At 70.0% G+C, this 18,676-nt stretch carries 15 protein-coding genes; 8 read left to right on the plus strand and 7 right to left on the minus strand.

The window, feature by feature from the left end:
• Nucleotides 1-22: 22 nt before the first annotated feature.
• From IEY93_RS07565 to IEY93_RS07585, 5 genes are all read right to left on the minus strand, one after another.
• Entirely contained in the window at nt 23-682 is a 660-nt protein-coding gene (locus tag IEY93_RS07565; RefSeq protein WP_189162259.1) for an NUDIX hydrolase, read from the minus strand.
• A 39-nt stretch (nt 683-721) separates the two neighbouring features.
• Nucleotides 722-2,533 (minus strand): DUF4434 domain-containing protein, encoded by a 1,812-nt coding sequence (locus IEY93_RS07570; protein ID WP_189162260.1) that lies wholly within the window; start codon nt 2,531-2,533, stop codon nt 722-724.
• 124 nt (nt 2,534-2,657) lie between these two features.
• Nucleotides 2,658-3,746: a glycosyltransferase gene (locus IEY93_RS07575; RefSeq protein ID WP_189162261.1), complete on the minus strand. Its 1,089-nt coding sequence runs from the start codon at nt 3,744-3,746 to the stop codon at nt 2,658-2,660.
• An 18-nt stretch (nt 3,747-3,764) separates the two neighbouring features.
• Complete coding sequence (locus tag IEY93_RS07580) at nt 3,765-5,030, minus strand: nucleotide sugar dehydrogenase (protein ID WP_189162262.1); 1,266 nt, start codon at nt 5,028-5,030, stop codon at nt 3,765-3,767.
• A 129-nt stretch (nt 5,031-5,159) separates the two neighbouring features.
• Entirely contained in the window at nt 5,160-6,821 is a 1,662-nt protein-coding gene (locus IEY93_RS07585; protein WP_229690948.1) for a glycosyltransferase, read from the minus strand.
• Nucleotides 6,822-6,898: 77 nt separating this feature from the next.
• Here IEY93_RS07585 and wecB point away from each other — a divergent pair, with 77 nt between their 5' ends.
• The 7 genes from wecB to IEY93_RS07620 all read left to right on the plus strand — a co-directional run bounded on the left by wecB (nt 6,899) and on the right by IEY93_RS07620 (nt 15,738).
• Complete coding sequence (wecB, locus tag IEY93_RS07590; protein WP_189162263.1) at nt 6,899-8,038, plus strand: non-hydrolyzing UDP-N-acetylglucosamine 2-epimerase; 1,140 nt, start codon at nt 6,899-6,901, stop codon at nt 8,036-8,038.
• A 135-nt stretch (nt 8,039-8,173) separates the two neighbouring features.
• The gene (locus IEY93_RS07595; protein ID WP_189162264.1) at nt 8,174-10,249 is read left to right on the plus strand and encodes a glycosyltransferase family protein; all 2,076 of its coding nucleotides are present in this window, start codon (nt 8,174-8,176) and stop codon (nt 10,247-10,249) included.
• A 136-nt stretch (nt 10,250-10,385) separates the two neighbouring features.
• Complete coding sequence (locus IEY93_RS07600; RefSeq protein WP_189162265.1) at nt 10,386-11,072, plus strand: sulfotransferase family protein; 687 nt, start codon at nt 10,386-10,388, stop codon at nt 11,070-11,072.
• A gap of 222 nt (nt 11,073-11,294) precedes the next feature.
• Nucleotides 11,295-12,716 (plus strand): ATP-binding protein, encoded by a 1,422-nt coding sequence (locus tag IEY93_RS07605; protein ID WP_189162266.1) that lies wholly within the window; start codon nt 11,295-11,297, stop codon nt 12,714-12,716.
• Nucleotides 12,717-13,070: 354 nt separating this feature from the next.
• On the plus strand, nt 13,071-14,522 hold the full coding sequence (locus IEY93_RS07610) for an MDR family MFS transporter (RefSeq protein WP_229690949.1): 1,452 nt from the start codon (nt 13,071-13,073) through the stop codon (nt 14,520-14,522).
• Nucleotides 14,523-14,770: 248 nt separating this feature from the next.
• On the plus strand, nt 14,771-15,166 hold the full coding sequence (locus IEY93_RS07615) for a VOC family protein (protein ID WP_189162267.1): 396 nt from the start codon (nt 14,771-14,773) through the stop codon (nt 15,164-15,166).
• Between the two features lie 119 nt (nt 15,167-15,285).
• A complete protein-coding gene (locus tag IEY93_RS07620; protein WP_189162268.1) occupies nt 15,286-15,738 on the plus strand; it encodes a hypothetical protein in 453 nt (150 codons plus the stop codon).
• A gap of 95 nt (nt 15,739-15,833) precedes the next feature.
• On the opposite strand, the gene IEY93_RS07625 is transcribed toward IEY93_RS07620, so the two are convergent.
• Both IEY93_RS07625 and IEY93_RS07630 read right to left on the minus strand, forming a co-directional pair.
• Nucleotides 15,834-16,202: a group I truncated hemoglobin gene (locus IEY93_RS07625; protein WP_189162269.1), complete on the minus strand. Its 369-nt coding sequence runs from the start codon at nt 16,200-16,202 to the stop codon at nt 15,834-15,836.
• A 226-nt stretch (nt 16,203-16,428) separates the two neighbouring features.
• Nucleotides 16,429-17,244 (minus strand): SAM-dependent methyltransferase, encoded by an 816-nt coding sequence (locus tag IEY93_RS07630; RefSeq protein WP_189162270.1) that lies wholly within the window; start codon nt 17,242-17,244, stop codon nt 16,429-16,431.
• A gap of 135 nt (nt 17,245-17,379) precedes the next feature.
• On the opposite strand from IEY93_RS07630, the gene IEY93_RS07635 reads away from it, so the two are divergent.
• Nucleotides 17,380-18,327: a DUF5996 family protein gene (locus IEY93_RS07635; protein ID WP_189162271.1), complete on the plus strand. Its 948-nt coding sequence runs from the start codon at nt 17,380-17,382 to the stop codon at nt 18,325-18,327.
• The last annotated feature ends 349 nt before the right edge of the window (nt 18,328-18,676 follow it).

An 18,676-nucleotide genomic window follows, 5' to 3' on the forward strand; every position in this document is an offset into this window, starting at 1 on the left:
AAGCGAGGCCAAGAAGCACAGCTCAGCCGAGGCGGAGCATGGGGGGGTGGAGGAGTTCGGCGGGGCCGCGGCGGTAGAGCATGGCCGGTCGGCCGCCGTCGCGGGTGGTCGTGCGCCCGGTCGGCAGCAGGAAGCCGTCGGCCTTGGTGACCTTGCGGTGGAAGTTGCGCGGGTCGAGCGGGCGGCCCCAGACGATTTCGTACACCCGCCGCAGGTCGGCCACGGTGAACTCCGCCGGGCAGAACGCCGCCCCCAGCGAGGTGTACTCCAGTTTGGCGCCCGCGCGCTCGATGCCGTCCAGCATGATGCGCCGGTGGTCGAAGGCCATCTCGGAGAGCGCGGACACCGGCTGCCAGCTCATGTGGGCCTCGGTGGGGGCCGGGAGGTCGGGGGCGAGCCCGAGGTAGGCGACGCTGAGCACGCGCTGGCGCGGGTCACGGTCGGGGTAGCCGTAGGTGCGGAGCTGCTCCAGATGCACCGGCGCCCCGGGGAGCCCCGCGCGTTCGGCGAGCACGCGCGCCGCGGCGGCCGGCAGGTCCTCCTCTAGTTGGATGAACCCTCCGGAGAGCGCCCACCGGCCTTGGTAGGGCGGCCGGTCGCGCCGCCAGACGAGCGCGCTGAGCTGCTGGCAGCGGACGGTGAGCACGACGAGATCCACGCTGACGGGGATGCGCGGGACCATGGGAGGCACGTTACACCGGTCCCCGGGCCGCAAGGACCGTCATGACGACCGGTGGAGGTAGACCGGGGCGTTGCCGCGCCGCCCGTCGGCCGAGGTGACGTCCACGCGCACCCAGGCGTCGCCGGGGATGCTCGACCAGTCGACGGGCACCCAGATCTTGCGCACCGCTCCGGGCAGGCCGGGGATGGGCTCCGGGTCGGCCCAGCCGGCGGCGGCGGAGTCGACGACGCGTGGTTCCTTGCCGCCGAACCAGCTCAGGGTGACCTCGCCCCCGGTGAGGTTGTAGCCGCGAACCTCCAGCCCTTCCTGGATGCCGCGGCTCGCGGTGACGGCCTGGATGGGGATGGGCCGGTCCCAGTCACCGGCGACCTGCTCGGCGAGGGTCGGCGTGCCGCAGGTGAAGAAGCTGCTCCACTTGTAGGAGATGATCTTCGAGACGTACGGGCCGACGAAGGTGACGGCGCTGTCCAGGCGCTTCTTGTCGGTGACGCCGCGCTTGCCGCCCGCCTCGCAGGCGCCGTCGCCGGACGGCTCGAACGCCTCGACGTTGGCCCACAACTGCACATCGACGTCCTCGGTGCGCAGCTCGGCCAGCGCCTCTGCCATGGCCCGGTAGTAGTCGCGGGTGGCGCCGTAGTACGCGTCGCGGTAGGTGGTGTCTCCCACGATGGGCTGGAGACGCTTGTCCACCGGCTGCCCGCTCAAATTGGGCCAGAACAGGCCCACCTTGCCGGTGCCGCGGCTGTCCTGCGGGGCGACGATGCCGACGCCGGTGCGCGCGAGCTCCATGAACCCGGCTTTGACCTGGGCGGGGGTGGAGGTGAACTTCCTGGCCCTGCGCGCGTCGAGGTACGGGCTCACCATGATCGGCTTGTCGGGGAGCTCCTGCTGGACGATCTCGTGCTGCTCGGCGTAGACCTGCAAAGTGGTGACCGCCGAAGGGTCCGGCCAGTCTCTGATCTGCAGTTCGAACGGCTGGTAGACGCCGCCGAGCGCGGCGCGGTCCTTGAACCGGTCGCCGTAGTCCTGCAGGACGCGCCTGGTCAGCGTGGTGAGGGTGCCGATGTGCCGGGGGTCGGCCCGGGTCGGGTCCTCCCGCAGGCGGGGCGCGAGGGGCAGCGCGGGGAAGACCTTCATCGCGAAGCGGTCGGCGAGGTCGAGGATCTCGGTCAGGCTGTCCTTGACGGCGCCGTCCACGAGGATCAGGTGGTAGCCGAGGCCCTTCGAGGTGAAGTCGCAGGTCGGATTGTCCGACCCGTCGTCCGGGGCGATCATCCGGTAGAACACCTCGCCGCCGACCGTGATGGTGTGCTCCATCTGCGGGCAGCGGAACAGGTCGGGCCCGAACGCCTCGTCGGTCCGGTAGACGTAGGTCCAGGTGATGCGGTTGCCGGGGTTGGCGGCCTTCAGCGCCGACTCGGCCGCCTGCACGCAGGTCAGGCCGTTCTCCTGGCACTTCTCGTACCGCGGGTCGGGCTTGTCCCCCTGGGCGGACAGCACGCGCCCCTCCTGGTCCACGGAGCGCGGCTGCAGGCCGAACCCGAGCCGCACGACGGTGTCCCCGCCCACGCGGTGGATGGCCTGGAGCTGGCTGCGCCAGGTGCAGTGGTCGGAGGTCGGCACGAGCCAGTACCCGGTCACCGCGTACGGGGTGGGGCTGGTGGTGTCGAACGTTCCGCAGGGGTCGCTGAACACGCTGGTGGACGGCGTGGGACTCGCCGGGGTGGCCGAACGCGCGGACGGGGACGCCGCGGCCGAGGATCCGCTGGGGGAGTCCCGTGGGGAGACGATGACGATCGCCGCGACAGCGGCCAGGAGGGCCGCACCCAGCAGCAGTGTGAGCCCGCGCACCTTCAGGAGATTACCGTCCTTGAGTTGTGGCCCTGATAAAGATCCACCGTCACCGGGTCACGGCCCTGACGCGCCCTTTCGCAGGGTGCGCGCCGTGCCGGAACCGGCGGATCCGCATCGGGGTCTACTTCTTCACGCCCGCCCAGGCTTCGAGCTGGGTGACGAATCTGCGGGCGGAGTTCGGCCAGTGGTGGTGGGCCCTGGCCGCCGCGTACCCGCGCGCCCCGGCCGCCTTGCGCGCCTGCGGATCGTCGCGCAGGTCGAGCACCGCCCGCATCACGGCCTTCGGGTCGCGCCAGGGCACGACCACGCCGCTCTGGTAGCGCTCGACCAGCTCCACCGCCCGGGGAGAGGGGGTGGTGATCACCGGTATGCCGTGCGCCATGTACTCCACGATCTTGGTGGGCATGGAGTGCCGGTAGTTCGGCTCGTCGTGCAGCAGCGACAGCCCGGCGAGGGCTCCGTCCAGCCGCTTCAGCGCCTCGTCGTTGGGCATGAAGTCCCGCCACTCCAGCACCCCGTCGGCGACGGCCTGGTTGAGCATCGGCCTGCTCTGCGGGTCGGCGTAGCCGATCAGCTCGACCGCGACGCGGTGCGGCTGCAGCAGCCTGCCGACCTCCACCGCCTCGCGCACGCCGCGGGCCTCCGACAGCCACCCGAGGTACACCACCCGGTCGTCGGACGGCTCGCTGACGTGGTCGGGCACCCAGGTCTCGTTCGGCACGACCAGGTGCTCCCGGCGGAACCGGCCGGCGTAGGCGGTCTCGGCCAGCAGCAGGTGCAGGTGGCGTTCGGCCGTGCCCTCCAGCAGCCGCGCGAGGAACCGCGTCGGGGGCCGCAGGAACGAGGGCAGCCACGGCTTCAGCGACAGGGTGGCGGGGGTGTCCTCGTGGACGTCCCACACCACGGGCGGCCGCCGCCGCACCCCGGCCACCGCGAGCAGCAGCTCGGGGTCGTGGATCAGTGCCAGGTCGACCTGGTCGCGCAGGCTCTTGAACAGCCGGCGCGCCGCGCGCACGGCGGTCAGCCGCTTGCGCTCGGCCGCCCTGGGCAGGTCGACGCCGGTCACCCACGACCGGGGCACGACACCGCGTGCGGTGTACGGCGCGGCGTACGTGACGGCATGACCGGCGTCCACGAGCGCGCGGATCTGCCGGTGCAGGATCCGGGCGTCCTCAGGGTGGTGGACCACCGTCATGACAAGCACGTGCACGCGCCGACCCTCCGCCCCTCAGAGCCGCTCGACGCGATCGCCCTCGGTGAGGACGCCCCGGGTGTCGAGAATCAACTGGGCCCGCTCCTGCACCATGTCCAGATCGAACGCCGCGTGCTGTTGCAGCAGCACGGTCACGTCCGCCCGCCGCACGGCCTCTTCCAGGTCGTCCTCGCGCGGCACCTCGACCCCGTCCACCGCCCACCGCTTGACGTGCGGGTCGGCGAACACCAGCTCGGCGCCGAGGTCGAGGAACACGCGGGCGACCGGCACCGCCGGTGTCTCGCGCTCGTCGGCGATGTCCGGCTTGTAGGTGACGCCCATCAGCAGCACGCGCGAGCCGTTCACCGGCTTCCTGGCGCGGTTGAGCAGCCGCTGCACGCGGGCGACGACGTACGCCGGCATCCGCTCGTTGATCTCCTGCGCCAGTTCCACGAAGCGGAACGGGTAGCCGAGCTTGCGCACCGAGTAGGACAGGTAGGAGGGGTCGACCGGGATGCAGTGCCCGCCGACGCCGGGGCCGGGCAGGAACTTCTGGAACCCGAACGGCTTGGTCGCCGCCGCCTCGATCGACTCCCACAGGTTCACGCCGAGCTCTTCGCAGAAGATCGCCATCTCGTTGACCAGCGCGATGTTGACGTGCCTGTAGGTGTTCTCCAGCAGCTTGGCCATCTCGGCCTCGCGGGTGCCGCTGACCGTCACGACCTGCTCGACCAGGCGGCCGTAGAACGCCGCCGCGCGGTCGCGGCACGCCTCGGTGTACCCGCCGACGACCTTCGGGGTGTTGCGCAGGCCGAACTTCGGGTTGCCCGGGTCGATGCGCTCGGGCGAGAAGGCCAGGTGGAAGTCGGTGCCCGCGGTCAGCCCGGAGGCCTCTTCCAGGATCGGGCGGACGACCTCATCGGTGGTGCCGGGGTAGGTCGTCGACTCCAGGACGACGAGCGTGCCCGCCCGCAGGTGACGGCCCACGGTCTCGACGGCGCCGCGCACGGCGGACAGGTCGGGGCGGTGGTCCTCGTCGAGCGGGGTCGGCACGCAGATGACGATCGTGTCGCTGACGCCCAGCACCGACTCGTCCAGCGTGGCGAGGAAGCCCGTCCGGAGCATGGCGTCGAGGTCGGCGTCACTCAGGTCGTCGATGTACGAGCGGCCGGCGGTGAGGGCGTCGACCTTCCGCGGGTCGATGTCGAAACCGGCCACCCGGAGGCCGACACCGGTGGCCTCCTTGGCCAGGGGCATGCCGACGTACCCGAGACCGATGACCGCCAGGTCGTAGGCGCTCACGCGGCGACCCGAGGGAGTCCGAAACAACACTGCATGGTGGGAAAGGCTATCTCAAGTCCGCACTGATCACGTCTAATGCCGTTGAACGGGTAACCAAGTGACGGTTTCACAGCGTTCATAGAGTATCCATCATCCGGCAAGCTGCTGGTAGATCGTCTTGTAGTTCTCCGCGATGCGGCTCCAGGTGCGCTTCGCGGCGACCTCGGCCCGGCCGGCCTCACCCATCTCGGCGCGGCGCGCGGGGTCCTCGCGGAGCGCCGCGAGCGCCTTGGCGAGCGCCGCCGGGTCGCCGGGGGGCACCAGCATCCCGGCGCCGTCCGAACCGACCAGCTCCGACAGTGCGGGCAGGTCGCTCAGCACGACCGGCTTGCCGAGCGCCATCGCCTCGACCGGCTTGAGCGGGGTCACCAGGCGGCACACCCGCAGGTCCTCACGCGGGCAGGCGAAGATGTCGATGGCCGACTGGGCGCTCAGCGCCTCCTCGGGGCCGACCCGTCCCGGCATGACCGCCAGGTCGCCGAGGCCGAGCTTCTCGGCCTGGGCCAGCAGCACGGGGCGCTCGGCGCCGTCGCCGACGATGAGCACCCGCACCGGAGTGCCGCCGTCGCGCAGCAGCGCGGCGGCCGACAGCAGCGTCGCGAAGCCCTCGTAGCCCACGATGCTCGACACCGAGCCCACCACGATCTCGCCCGGCTCGATGCCGTACGCCGCGCGGAACGCCGCGCCGTCGTAGTCGGCGGTCAGCAGGGAGTCGTCCACGGCGTTCGGCGCCAGGAAGATCTTCTCCCGGGGCACGCCGCGCTCGACGATCTCGGCGGCCATCGTCTCGGCCAGCGTCACCACGGCGTTCGCCGAACGCATGATGTGCGCCTCGCGCTCGCGCTGCAGCAGGTGGCGCTCGCTGCCCACCCGGGCGGGGTCGCGGGAGGCCCAGGTCTCCTCCAGGAAGCCGCGCACCTCGTACACCAGCGGCGTGCCGGTGCGCTCACGCACGGCGAGGGCCACCGAGCCGTTGCGGTGGTCGGTGGCGGCGTGCAGGACCTGCGGGCGCAGCGTCCTGACCAGCTCGGTCACCTCGCTCGCGCCGCGGATCATGCGGCCCCGGCTCTCGAACGGCACCTCGCCGCTCGGCAGCAGCCGGTGGTAGGGGACGGCGTCGATCTCCTCGTACGGCTCGGCGTCGGCGTGCCCCTGCAGCATCGGCCAGCCCCAGCTCGTCACCACGTGCGGGTCGAGCCCGGCGGCGCGCTGGGCGGTCACGATGCGGTGGGTGCGCACGGTGTAGCCGGCCTGGGTGTACGGCAGGGCGTTGGTCACGCAGTGCAGCACGCGGCCCTCGACGCGCTCACCGACGATCACCTTGGACTTCGGCGGGATCGGAGACGGCCCGATCGCGGCCTTCTCCCCCTCGTAGTAGGCGATCCGGCGGCGGATGAACGGCCAGCGCGCGTGCGGGCCCAGCACCTCGATGGCCTTGGTCATGCGCCCGCGCTCGAACTCGACCTTGGCCGCCTCCAGCGGGCCGTCGGCCATCCGCCGGGCGATCTTGCGCGCCGTGACCTTGACGACGCGGGCCACCGGCCAGGCGACCCTGCCGACGGCCGGACGCAGACCTGCCGGCATGGCCTCCGCGGCCGCCTGCGCCACCCGCATCGGGTCGGACTTGACCCTGGTGACGAAGACCCTGGAGACGATGACCGGATGCTGGACGAAGCCCTTGAGGAAGCCGCGCAAGCCGGCGCGAGCCGACTTGGGGGAGACCTTCTCGGGCCCTCTGGCCTCGGAAACCACGCGGTGACCGTACCATAGGCAAGGCTTGCCCCAACTGGGCATCATGTGACCGACTCCCGGGCTGAAAGGCAAGGTCAATGAGGGACAATCCCCTCGTCCTGCACGTGCTGGGCGCCCGTCCCAATTTCGTCAAAGCGGCCCCGGTGGTGCGCGCTCTGGAAGAGCTCGGGGTCCGGCAGGGCATCGTCCACACCGGCCAGCACTACGACGCCCTCATGTCGGACGTCTTCTTCGCCGACCTCGGCCTGCCCGAGCCGATCGCCAACCTCGGCGTGGGCTCCGGCAGCCACGCCCGCCAGACGGCCGCGCTGCTGACCGGCCTGGAGGACGTCGTCCTGGAGCACCGGCCCGACCTCGTGGTGGTCTACGGCGACGTCAACTCCACGCTCGCGGCGATCCTGGTCTGTGCCAAGCTGCACGTGCCGACCGCGCACGTCGAGGCGGGCCTGCGGTCCTTCGACCGCGAGATGCCCGAGGAGGTCAACCGGGTCGTCACCGACTCCCTCGCCGACATCCTGCTGGTCACCAGCCCCGACGGGCTGTCCCACCTGGCGAACGAGGGCGTCGCGGCGAGCAGGGCGCACCTGGTCGGCAACCCGATGATCGACAGCCTGTTCTCCGCGCTGCCCAAGCTCGACCCGGCGCCGCTGAAGGCCCGCCTCGGCCTGCCGGAGCGCTACGCCGTGGCGACCCTGCACCGCCCGGCCAACGTCGACGACCCGGAGTCGGCCCGCGAGCTGGTCGAGGCCGTGCTGGCGGTGGGCGAGCAGGTGCCCGTCGTCGTGCCGCTGCACCCGCGTGGACGGCAGCGGCTGGCCGAGGCGGGCCTGGTCACCGGGGACGGGCTGACCATCATCGACCCGCTGGGCTACGTCGACTTCCTGTCCCTGGTGCGCGGCGCCGCGCTGGTCGTCACCGACTCCGGCGGCGTGCAGGAGGAGACGACCATGCTGGGCGTGCCCTGCCTGACCGTCCGGCCCAACACCGAGCGGCCCGTCACGATCACGCACGGCACCAACCGCCTGGTCACCCCGGCGACGCTGCCCGCGGCGGCGTCCAAGGCGCTGGCCGACGGCGCGGCCACGCCGAGCGGCGAGCTGCCGCCGCTGTGGGACGGCAAGGCGGGCCCGCGCATCGCCCGGGTGATCGAGGCGTGGCTGCGCGGCGACAACCTCTCGCCGGCCGCGCAGGGAACGCCGCCGGCCACGCACAGCTGACCTGGACATTTGGGGGAATTGCCGGACTTCACTGGTCCGACGCCGTACGATCGGACATTCCCCGGCCACGCTCACGCGGCGGTGGCGCGCGCGTGGCCCGTGGCAGATCCGGACAACGAGGGAGCAAGTCCGACCATGGCCGATGACCAGAAGAACCCGGACGAGCCGCGTTTCCAGCGTCTCGGCGCCGCGAACTGGCTGCCCGAGGAGCGCAAGGTCGTCGAGCGCTACGAAGACCGCATCCGTGACCTGGAACGGCGGCTGGCCACGGCCGAGGCCAAGGCGGAGTACGCCCAGTGGCAGCTCTCGGCGACCAAGGCACAGCGGCCGTACCGCGTGAGCACCGCGCTGGCCGGCGTCAAGCGCCCGGCCAGGCTGGTGCGGCTGCCGCGCGACCTGTCCCAGGCCATGAAGCCGAAGAAGGCCCCGAAGCCGCCCGCGACGGTCACCGCCAGCGCCGCCGCCATCGACGCCGTGCTCGCGCACGCGCCCGAGGTGAAGATCCCCAACCTGGCCTGGCCGGACGGGCCGGTCAACCGCCCGGACCTCAAGGTCGCGGTCATCCTGGACGACTTCTCCCGCATGGCGTTCAAGTACGAGTGGGATCAGATCGAGTTCGGGCTCAAGGACTGGCAGGAGATCTTCGCCGAGAAGCGTCCCGACCTGCTGTTCTGCGAGTCGGCCTGGCACGGCAACCAGGGACGCTGGCGCTACCAGATGACCGGCACCAACGCCCCCAAGCAGGAGTTGCGCGACCTGGTCGCCTGGTGCCGCGAGCAGGGCATCCCCACGGTCTTCTGGAACAAGGAGGACCCGCCGAACTTCGACTTCTTCATCGACACCGCGAAGCTGTTCGACTACGTGTACACCTGCGACGGCGACATGGTGCCGAAATATCAGGAGATCCTGGGACATGACCGGGTGGGCGTGCTGCAGTTCGCCGCCCAGCCCCGGGTGCACAACCCGATCCAGACCAAGCAGGGCCGGCCGTACGACGTCGTCTTCGCCGGCATGTACTTCCGCGACAAGCACCCCGAGCGGCGCGAGCAGATGGAGACCGTGATCGCCCCCACCCGGGAGCTCGGCCTGCACATCTTCGCCCGCAACGAGAAGGCCGGCGACAAGTACGCCTGGCCCGAGGAGTACCGCCCGCACATCGTCGGCGAGCTGCCCTACGAGCAGATGCTCGCCGCGTACAAGATGTACAAGGTCTTCCTCAACGTGAACTCGGTGATCGACTCGCCCACCATGTGCGCGCGCCGCGTCTTCGAGCTGTCGGCGTGCTCCACCACCGTGCTGTCGGGCTGGTCACGGGCCATCCAGGACACCTTCGGGTCGCTCATCCCGATCGCCCACACCCAGGAAGAGGCCTACAACCAGGCGCTCTACCTGATCAACAGCCCCGAGCTGCGCGCCCGCCAGGCCCACCTGGCCATGCGCGAGGTCTTCGACAAGCACCTGTTCAGCCACCGCGTCGACCAGATCCTCACCGGCCTCGGCCGCCCGGTCGTCCAGCGCACCAAGAACGTCTCGATCGTCCTGCCCACCAACCGGGCCGGCCAGCTCGAACACGCCATCGCCCAGGTCGCCCGGCAGCGCCACCGCGACCTGGAGCTGATCCTCGTCCTGCACGGCCTGGACATCGACACCGAGGTCGTCCGGGACAAGGCCCTCGCCGCCGGCATCCCCGCCGTCAAGGTGCTCACCGCCGACCCCTCGCTCACCCTCGGCGAGGTGCTCAACCTCGGCATCGCCCAGGCCGACGGCGAGTACATCGCCAAGATGGACGACGACAACCTCTACGGACACCACTACCTGTCCGACCTGCTGCGCGCCTTCGACTACGCCGACGCCGAGATGGTCGGCAAGGGCGCCCACTACACCTACTTCCCCGCCACCAACACCACGGTCATGCGCCTGCCCGGCCTGGAACACCGGTACGCCCACCTCGTGCAGGGCGCCACGATCCTCGCCACGGCCGACCTGCTGCGCACGTACGCCTTCGAGGCGGTCAACGCCGGCGAGGACACCCGCCTGGTCCGCCGCTGCAAGGAGGACGGCGTCCGCATCTACTCGGCCGACCGCTTCAATTTCGTCTACATGCGCGGCGCCGACGCCTCGGCCCACACCTGGAAGGCCCAGGACTACAAACTCACCCGCAACGCCCAATTCTGCTTCGTCGGCCACCCCGAAGCCCACGTCATGATCTGACCGGTACCCGGTCTCGCCCTTCCGGCTCTCTGATCCACACCCACCTCTGCCGTCCTCGCCTCTTGTCTCACCGAGATGACGGTGGAAGATTTGCCGTGTACGCAATCGGCAGTTTCCGATCGGAATGGTGCGGATCATGCGGGTGATCGGGGCGGGGTTCGGGCGGACGGGGACGCTGACGCTGAAGACGGCGCTGGAGCGGCTGGGGCTCGGCCCCTGCCACCACATGACCGAGGTGCTCGGCGACCATCGGCAGATCAGGCGCTGGCTGGCCGTGGCCGAGAGCGGGCCGGCCGGGGTCGACTGGGACGACGTCCTCGCGGGCTACCGATCGTGCGTGGACTGGCCGGCCGCCGCGTACTGGCGGGAGCTGGCCACGTACTACCCCGAGGCCAAGGTCGTCCTGACCGTGCGCGACCCGCAGCGGTGGCTCGACAGCATGAACGCCACCATCCTGACGCAGCGGCGGCGGGGCGACACGTGGCAGGGGAAGATGCTGGTGGGGCTGTCATCCCTGCTGGGCACCGATTTCGCCGCCTACACGCGCATGGTCAACAAGATCGTCGACGATCGCGAGTTCGATGGCCGGATGAGCGACCCCGACCACCTCGTCCAGAGGTTCCAGGCGCACATTGAAGAGGTCAAGGCGACGATCCCGCCCGAGCGCCTGCTCGTCTTCGAGGCGCGCGAGGGGTGGGAGCCGCTGTGCGCGTTCCTCGGGGTGCCGGTGCCCGACGAGCCCTTCCCCCGGGTCAACGACGCCGCCGACTTCCACGCGCACGTCCGCTCCCGCGTCGGCCCCCTCCTCCTCCGCCGCGGCTGACCGTTCGAGAAGCCGTTCCCCTGGCCATGCCCCCGGCCGGGGTGCGGCCCCGAGCATGCCATGTGCGATCACCATTGTGATCTCAGCGCCGTGACGGGCCCCGCCGACTCCCGCGTGCCCGCGTAGTCGGCTGAAGCAGGTCATGAACTCCGGTCATTCAGCAGGCCGGCTAAGTACCACTGGAGATAGTATCGCTGGCGATAGTATCTCCAGGGGGACCATGTGACCGAGTTCGTGGGCCGGGATGAGGAGATCGCGGCACTTCGGCGGATGCTCAATCGGGTGACCGGAGCCATCGGGCAGGCTCGGCCTGGGCAGTGCGTGCTCATGCGCGGGCGCAGACGCATCGGCAAGTCCGCCCTCGCGGAGGAGTTCGTGCGCCGCAGCGGCCTGCCATCCCTGTACTTCACCGCCGCCCGGGCGAGCGCCGAACAGGAGTTGGAGCAGCTACTCTCCGACGTCGCGGCCTCCGACCTGGTCGACCGCGAGTTGTTCACCCAGACCGCTCCCGCCAACTGGAGCGGCGCACTCCAGCGACTGGCGGACGCCGTGCCCGACGATGCACCGTCGGTACTGGTGATCGACGAAGTGCCATATCTGATGGAACGGGTCGACGCCTTCGAAGGGCTGCTCCAGCGGGCCTGGGATCGGTTCCTGAGCCGCAAACCCGTCCTGTTGCTCCTCATCGGCTCGGATCTGTCGATGATGGAGGCGCTCAACAGCTACGAGAGGCCGTTCCATCAACGAGGCACCGAGATGGTGGTCAAGCCGCTCAATCCAGCCGATATCCAGCAGATGCTCGACCTGGACGCCAAGGCCGCCTTCGATGCGGCTCTCGTCACGGGTGGGCTTCCGCTGGTATGCGCGGAATGGCCGCGAGGAGCGTCGTTGTGGGAGTACCTCCACGACGCGCTGCTCAACCCCGTGTCGGCGCTGCTCGTCTCGGGGGAACGGACGCTGGCCGCCGAGTTCCCGGTACAGGCCATGCCCCGCGAGGTACTGGAGGCCATCGGCAGCGGCGAGCGGACGTTCGTCAACATCGCTCGGGCGGCGGGCGGCATCTCGCACACGACCCTCACCCGGGCCACGGACACCCTCACGACCAAGGGCATCGTCACCTCGGAACTTCCACTGAGCACCCGCCCTTCCAAAGAACGCCGGTACCGGATCGGCGACCCCTACCTCCGGTTCTGGCTGTACTTCCTGCGCCCGCACATGGCGGAGATCGAGCGGCGCCGTGGTGATCTCACGCTACGGCGGATCGCCGCGGACTGGAGCAGCTGGCGCGGCAGGGCGATCGAACCCCTGGTACGCGAGGCCCTGGCCCGGCTGCTCCCCGATGGCGAGCTTCCGGCAGCGGAGGCGATCGGGGCCTACTGGACGCGGAGCACCGACGTCGAGCTGGACATCGTCGGCGCGGATCGCGCCCCGATCGCCAAGGAGCTGCGCTTCGCCGGATCGATCAAATGGCTGGAGAGCGCGTTCGACGACCATGACCTGCGGAAACTGATCCTGCACCGGGCGGCGCTCACCGATGCGCCGCTCCCCTTGGTCGCCGTGTCACGCAGCGGCGCCTCCTGTGGCGGTCTCGCCGCGTGCTACGGCCCCGAGGAACTCATCGCCGCGTGGCGGCGAAACGGCTGACCGGCGCCGGCTCTCCGAGCAGCACGGACGCCGCCCGGCGTACGTCTTCTGGGCCTTCGCCGGCCGAGGCGGGAGCCGAGGGACGGCCGGGATGTCCGCCGGTGGCCCCGCCGAGGGATCGGTGAGCTTATGCGATGGGTCTACCGGCCACCGACCGTACAAATCTCCCTTAAGGGGAATAGAACCGGCGATGCACTCACTTTGTTACTTCCGTGATGGCACGTGCGCCATCGGCCCGCGCACGTCACCTCGATGCAGTTCCGAGCACAAGGAGGACGCGCCGGCGTGACGACGGTTACCACTTCAACGGGCATCGGTCTCAGGTCGGAGCGCGGTCGGGTACTGGCGGCCATCATGCTCTGTACGAGTCTGGTGGCACTCGACAGCACGATCATCGCCACGGCCGTCCCCTCGGTCGTCAGCGACCTCGGCGGCTTCGCCCAGTTCCCCTGGCTGTTCTCCATCTACCTGCTCACCCAGGCGGTCACCGTCCCGCTGTACGGCAAGTTCGCCGACATCTTCGGCCGCAAACCGGTCATGTTCTTCGGGATCGCCGTCTTCCTCCTCGGCTCGGTGCTGTGCGGCGTGGCCTGGAACATGCCGGCCCTCATCGCCTTCCGCGCCCTGCAGGGCATCGGGGCCGGTGCCGTCCAGCCGATGAGCATCACCATGGTCGGCGACCTGTACTCCGTCGAGGAGCGGGCGCGGGTGCAGGGGTATGTGGCCAGCGTGTGGGGCGTGTCGGCCGTGATCGGCCCGACGCTCGGCGGCCTGTTCTCCGAGTACCTCTCCTGGCGCTGGATCTTCTTCATCAACCTGCCCCTCGGCGCGGTCGCCGCCTGGATGCTGGCCCGCCGCTTCAAGGAGAAGATCACCCGGAGCAGCCACACGATCGACTACCTGGGGGCGGCCCTGCTCACCGTGGGGTCCTCGCTGATCATCCTCGGGCTGCTCGAAGGCGGCGTGGCCTGGGCATGGGCGTCCGCGCCGAGCCTGCTGATCTTCGGTGCCGGCCTGCTGCTGATCGTCGTGTTCGTCCTGGTGGAACGCCGGGCCTCCGAGCCGATCCTGCCGCTGTGGGTGTTCCGCCGCCGGGTCCTGGTCGGCGGCAACCTCGTCGGGCTGAGCGTCGGCGCCCTCATGATCGGCCTGACGTCGTACGTGCCGACCTTCACCGAGGGCGTGCTCGGCACCGGTGCCCTGGTGGCGGGCTTCGCCCTGGCCGCGCTCACCATCGGCTGGCCGCTCGCGGCGACACTGTCCGGCCGCATCTACATGCGCATCGGCTTCCGCGACACCGCGCTCATCGGCGCCGGAGTCGTCCTCGCCGGCGCGGTGATGTGCGCGCTCCTCGGCCGGAACGCGCAGGTCTGGCAGGTCGCGGCGGCGTGCTTCGTCGTCGGCGCCGGGCTCGGCCTGTCCTCCAGCCCCACGATGGTCGCCATCCAGTCGGTCGTCGGCTGGGACCGGCGCGGCGTGGTGACCGCGACCAACATGTTCAGCCGCTCGATCGGCAGCGCCGTCGGCGCGGCCCTGCTCGGTGCGATCTCCAACGCCACCCTGGCCGATCGCTTCACCCACCCGCCGGCGGCCCTGGCCGGCAAGCTGCCGAGCAGCCTGGACGCCACCAGCCTCGTCCTCGGCGCACAGGGCCCTGGCGCCCAGAGCGCGACGGCGACCTTCGTCCGCGGCGCCCTGTACGACGCCAGCCACAACGTCTTCCTGACCGTGCTGGCGATCGCCGTGCTCAGCATCGGCGCCTTCCTGCTCATGCCACGGCGCACCGAGCAGCTCACCTTCGACTGACCGCACTCCGCGCGGGGGCCCGATTCCCGCCGAACGCATGGGCGTCACACCGCTGAAACCGGGTCGAGGGCGGTTTCCCCTCTGTCGTCCGCATGGCCGCCGTGCCGCTGGGAACGGTCACTGTGACAGGCGGGCCGGGTCCCCGGCCGTCCGCCCGTGCGGCGGCCGGTACGCTCGCCGGCTCGCGAGGGAGGGAACACCCCTGCGGGATGGAACAGCCACCATCCCGAGATGGGAGGGACACCACCATGACGATCTCTCTCAACCACACGATCGTCCCCGCGCGCGACAAGCGGGCCTCGGCCGGCTTTCTCGCGGAGATCCTCGGCCTGCCCGTGGGCGAACCGGTGGGCCCGTTCATCCCGGTGCGCATCGGAGAGCTGACCACGCTCGACTTCGCCGACGTGGACTTCGCGACCAGGGGCGTCGGCGACATCGCCCCGCACCACTACGCGTTCGCCGTGAGCGAGGACGAGTTCGACCGGATCTTCGAGCGCATCGTTAAGGCCGGCCTCGACTACTACGCCGAGCCGCACGAGCCCAAGCGCCACGGCGAGATCAACACCTGGCGCGGCGGCCGCGCCGTCTACTTCGACGACCCCGACGGCCACATCATGGAAGTCCTAACCACCCCGGCCGAGTGACCTGCGAGGGGCGGCGACGCGAACGGGAGAACCCCGGCCGCGGACGCGATGGGGGCGCCGCGTGAGGTGGGGTGGCCGAATAGCAGGTATTCGGGCTGGGAGCACGTCAGGATGTAGCCGTGGCACCGACTCAGCGAGCGATCCGGTTTGAAGAAGCCGTTCTCGACAAGCTTGGACGATTTGTAATGGACCATCCCGGCCTGTCGGTGCCCGCCGCGGTGAATATTCTTCTCGCCGAGGCGCTGCGGATGGAAGAGCATCCGGGAATCGCCTTTCGCACCGGCCCTTCGGGACGACGGGCGGTGACGATCAACGGCCCGGATGTATGGGAGATCATCCGGGCGGTCCGGGTCACCCGGGAGGCGGAGAAGAGCGCCTCGCCTAAGGAGATCGCCGAGATGGTGACCGAGTTCTCGGGCGTCACCCCGCAGCAGATCACGGCTGCGATCCGGTACCAGGCGGCGTACCCGGAGGAGATCGACGGGCTGATCGAGGCCGCCGAGGAGGCGGACAGGGCGGTGGTCGCCGCCGGCGGCCCATCGACTGGAGCCGGGGAGGTCGACCGGCCGTGATGAGAAAGGGCCGAGGGACCTTGGGCGGCGGCCCCTCGGCAAGGCCGGGTCGCGGGAGGTCGGTCCGCTGAGTGTGCTGCAGCGGAGGGGGTCGGTCAGGCGGCCGCCGGGGTCTGGACGATCTGCTCCTTGAGCGGGGCCAGGGCGGCGGCGATGGTGCCGATGGTCTCCTCCGGGACGCCGCAGGCCGCGAGGGCGCCGGCCAGGTGGCCGACCACGGTGTCGAAGGCCTCGCCGGTGATGGCCAGGCCGGCGTGCGCCTGGTCCATGGTCTTGCCGCGGTACTCCTGGGGGCCGCCGAGCGCGGCGGCGACGAAGCTGCGCTGGTGCGCCTTGAGCTTGCCCATGTCGACGTTCTCGAAATAGCTCGCCAAAGTGGGGTCGGCGATGACGCGGGTGTAGAACTCGTCGACGACCGCCGCGACCGCTTCCGCGCCCCCGACCTGATCGTAGATCGACGCCATGTGGTCTCCTCCTCAACGTGGTACCGCCGCCGTTTGAGATGAGGATGACCATTGGCCGTTGCACCCCGGAAACAAAGGGGGCCGATTTCTGTAGCCGGTGTATCACCGAGTAGACATGCCGGTAACCCATGGCCGGCGTTATGGGACGATTAACCTCCTCTTTTCGGCAGATGTTGGGATGCCTTAATCAAGCGGAAAGCGGCGTGCCGTCCGCGGATAATGGAGATCACACCGGAAGGCGGGCGACTCCGCCGATGATGGTCGGTTTGCTCAGGTCGATCTCGGCGTCCAGTTCGCTTTCCGGCCGCCAGGCGGACACCGGCACCAGACCGGGTGGGAGCAGTTCCATCCCGTCGAAGTAGCGGGCGATCTCCGCGTGGTCGCGCGGCTTGACCGAACCGGTCGCCGTCTTGGTGTACACGGCGCGGACCTGCTGGTCCGTCCGGCTGCCGATCTCACCGGTGTAGCCGTGGGTGACGACCAGATGGCTTCCCGGGACCATGACCTCGCGGAAGCGCGCGACGATCGAGGCCGCGGTCTCGTCGTCCGGGACGAAGTGCAGGATCGACACCATCAGGACGGCCACCGGCTGGGAGAAGTCGAGATGGCGCACGACGGCCGGGTCTTCGAGGATGTCGTCCGGGTCGTACATGTCACCCTGCACGACGATCGTGCGCCGGCTGTCGGCGAGCAGGGCGCGCGCGTGGGTGAGCACGATGGGGTCGTTGTCGACGTAGGCCACCTTGGCGTCCGGGATGACCTCGCGGGCGACCTGGTGGACGTTCTGCTGGGTCGGCAGCCCGGCGCCGATGTCGAGGAACTGCCGGATCCCCGACTCCGCCATCAGCCGCACCGCCCGGCCGAGGAACTCGCGGTTGGCCCGGGCGAGTTGCCGGATGTTCGGCACCAGCGAAATCATCTTCTCGGCCGCTTCGCGATCGGACGCGAAATTGTCCTTGCCCCCAAGGTAGTAATCGTACATACGCGCCACACTCGGGACAAAAGGATCGATCTCTCCCGTTAAACGCTCGTTACTCGTCATGCCCTCGCCTTTCGTCTGGGGCGATCTTACGATGGGCCCCTTCGGCGGACCCCCTGCCCTACATCACCGGTTTTCGTCTCGCGGAATCGGAGAGTCGCGCGCGGGCGTGGCGGGCCCGTGCGGCAGGCTGGTGCCATGGAGCTGTTCCCGCAGGTCCCGCTGGGCGAATGGCAGGACACCAAGGAGACCCTGCACAGGTTCGCCCAGGTGGTGGGCAAGATCAGGCTGGCCTCCGGCGTACGCCGCAACCACTGGTGGAACGCCCCGTTCCATCTGACCGGGCGCGGCCTGACCACGCGCCCCATGGGGCTGGCCGACGGAAATCCGGTCTTCACCATCGACTTCGACCTCCTCGCCCACCGCCTGGAGATCACCAGGCTCGACGGCAAGCAGATCTCGTTCCGCCTGCCCGGGCACTCCGTGGCGTCCTTCTACCAGGAGACCATGCGCGCGCTGAGCGAGCTGGACATCCGGCTGCGCATCGACGTCCCCCACCCGTACGACCTGCCCGACTCGGGCCGGCCGTTCGCCGAGGACACCGAGCACGCGGCGTACGACCCGGCGATGGTCATCCGCTACTGGCAGGTGCTCAGCCAGGTCAACCTGCTGCTGGAGGAGTTCGCCGCCGGCTTCTCCGGCAAGATCAGCCCGGTGCACCACTTCTGGCACACCTTCGACATCGCCTGCACGAGGTTCTCCGGACGGCAGGTCGAGCAGTCGCCGGACGCCGACCCGGTGACCCGCGAGGCGTACTCGCAGGAGGTGATCAGCGCGGGCTTCTGGTTCGGCGACGAGACCTTCCCCGAACCGGCCTTCTACTCCTACACCGCGCCCGAACCCCCGGGCCTGGAGAACGAGCCCCTGCTCCCGCACACCGCGCAGTGGATCGAACAGCGGGGAGCCCACCTGGCCGTACTGCGGTACGGCGACGCCCGCGCGCAGACCGATCCGCGCACCAGCGTGCTGTCCTTCTACGAGAGCGCCTACCGTGCCGGAGCGCGCCGCGCGGGCTGGGACATCAGCGGCCTCGCCTGCCCCGGCGGCATAACCGACCCCTTCCTGCGCGCCAGGCTGAGCCCTTGAGTCTCAGCCACGCCTCCGGTCGTGACTGCGGAATGAAAGTAGGCGCTCCAATTTCGGCATGCGGAAAGAATGTCGCCACTGCCCCCCCTGAGAGGTGCGAGGATCGCAGGAGCGCAGCTCAGAGCGCCTCGGACCCGTGGTTCGACTCACGGCGAGTGCTGCCCGGCATGCGGAAGATCCATATGTCCACGAGATGCGGACGGCCCCGAGCTGCTGGCCCAGAGTGACATCGAAGGAAAGAAGCGTTACGCGACGGATGGAAGCCGGGCTTTCTGCGCTCAGGAGCATGCCGAAGGCAGGTGGCATGGGTATCCGGTCGACTGGCATGAGGTGCCGCCACGCCTGGTCG

This window comes from Sphaerisporangium melleum (assembly GCF_014646695.1).
Taxonomy (GTDB): Bacteria; Actinomycetota; Actinomycetes; order Streptosporangiales; family Streptosporangiaceae; genus Sphaerisporangium; species Sphaerisporangium melleum.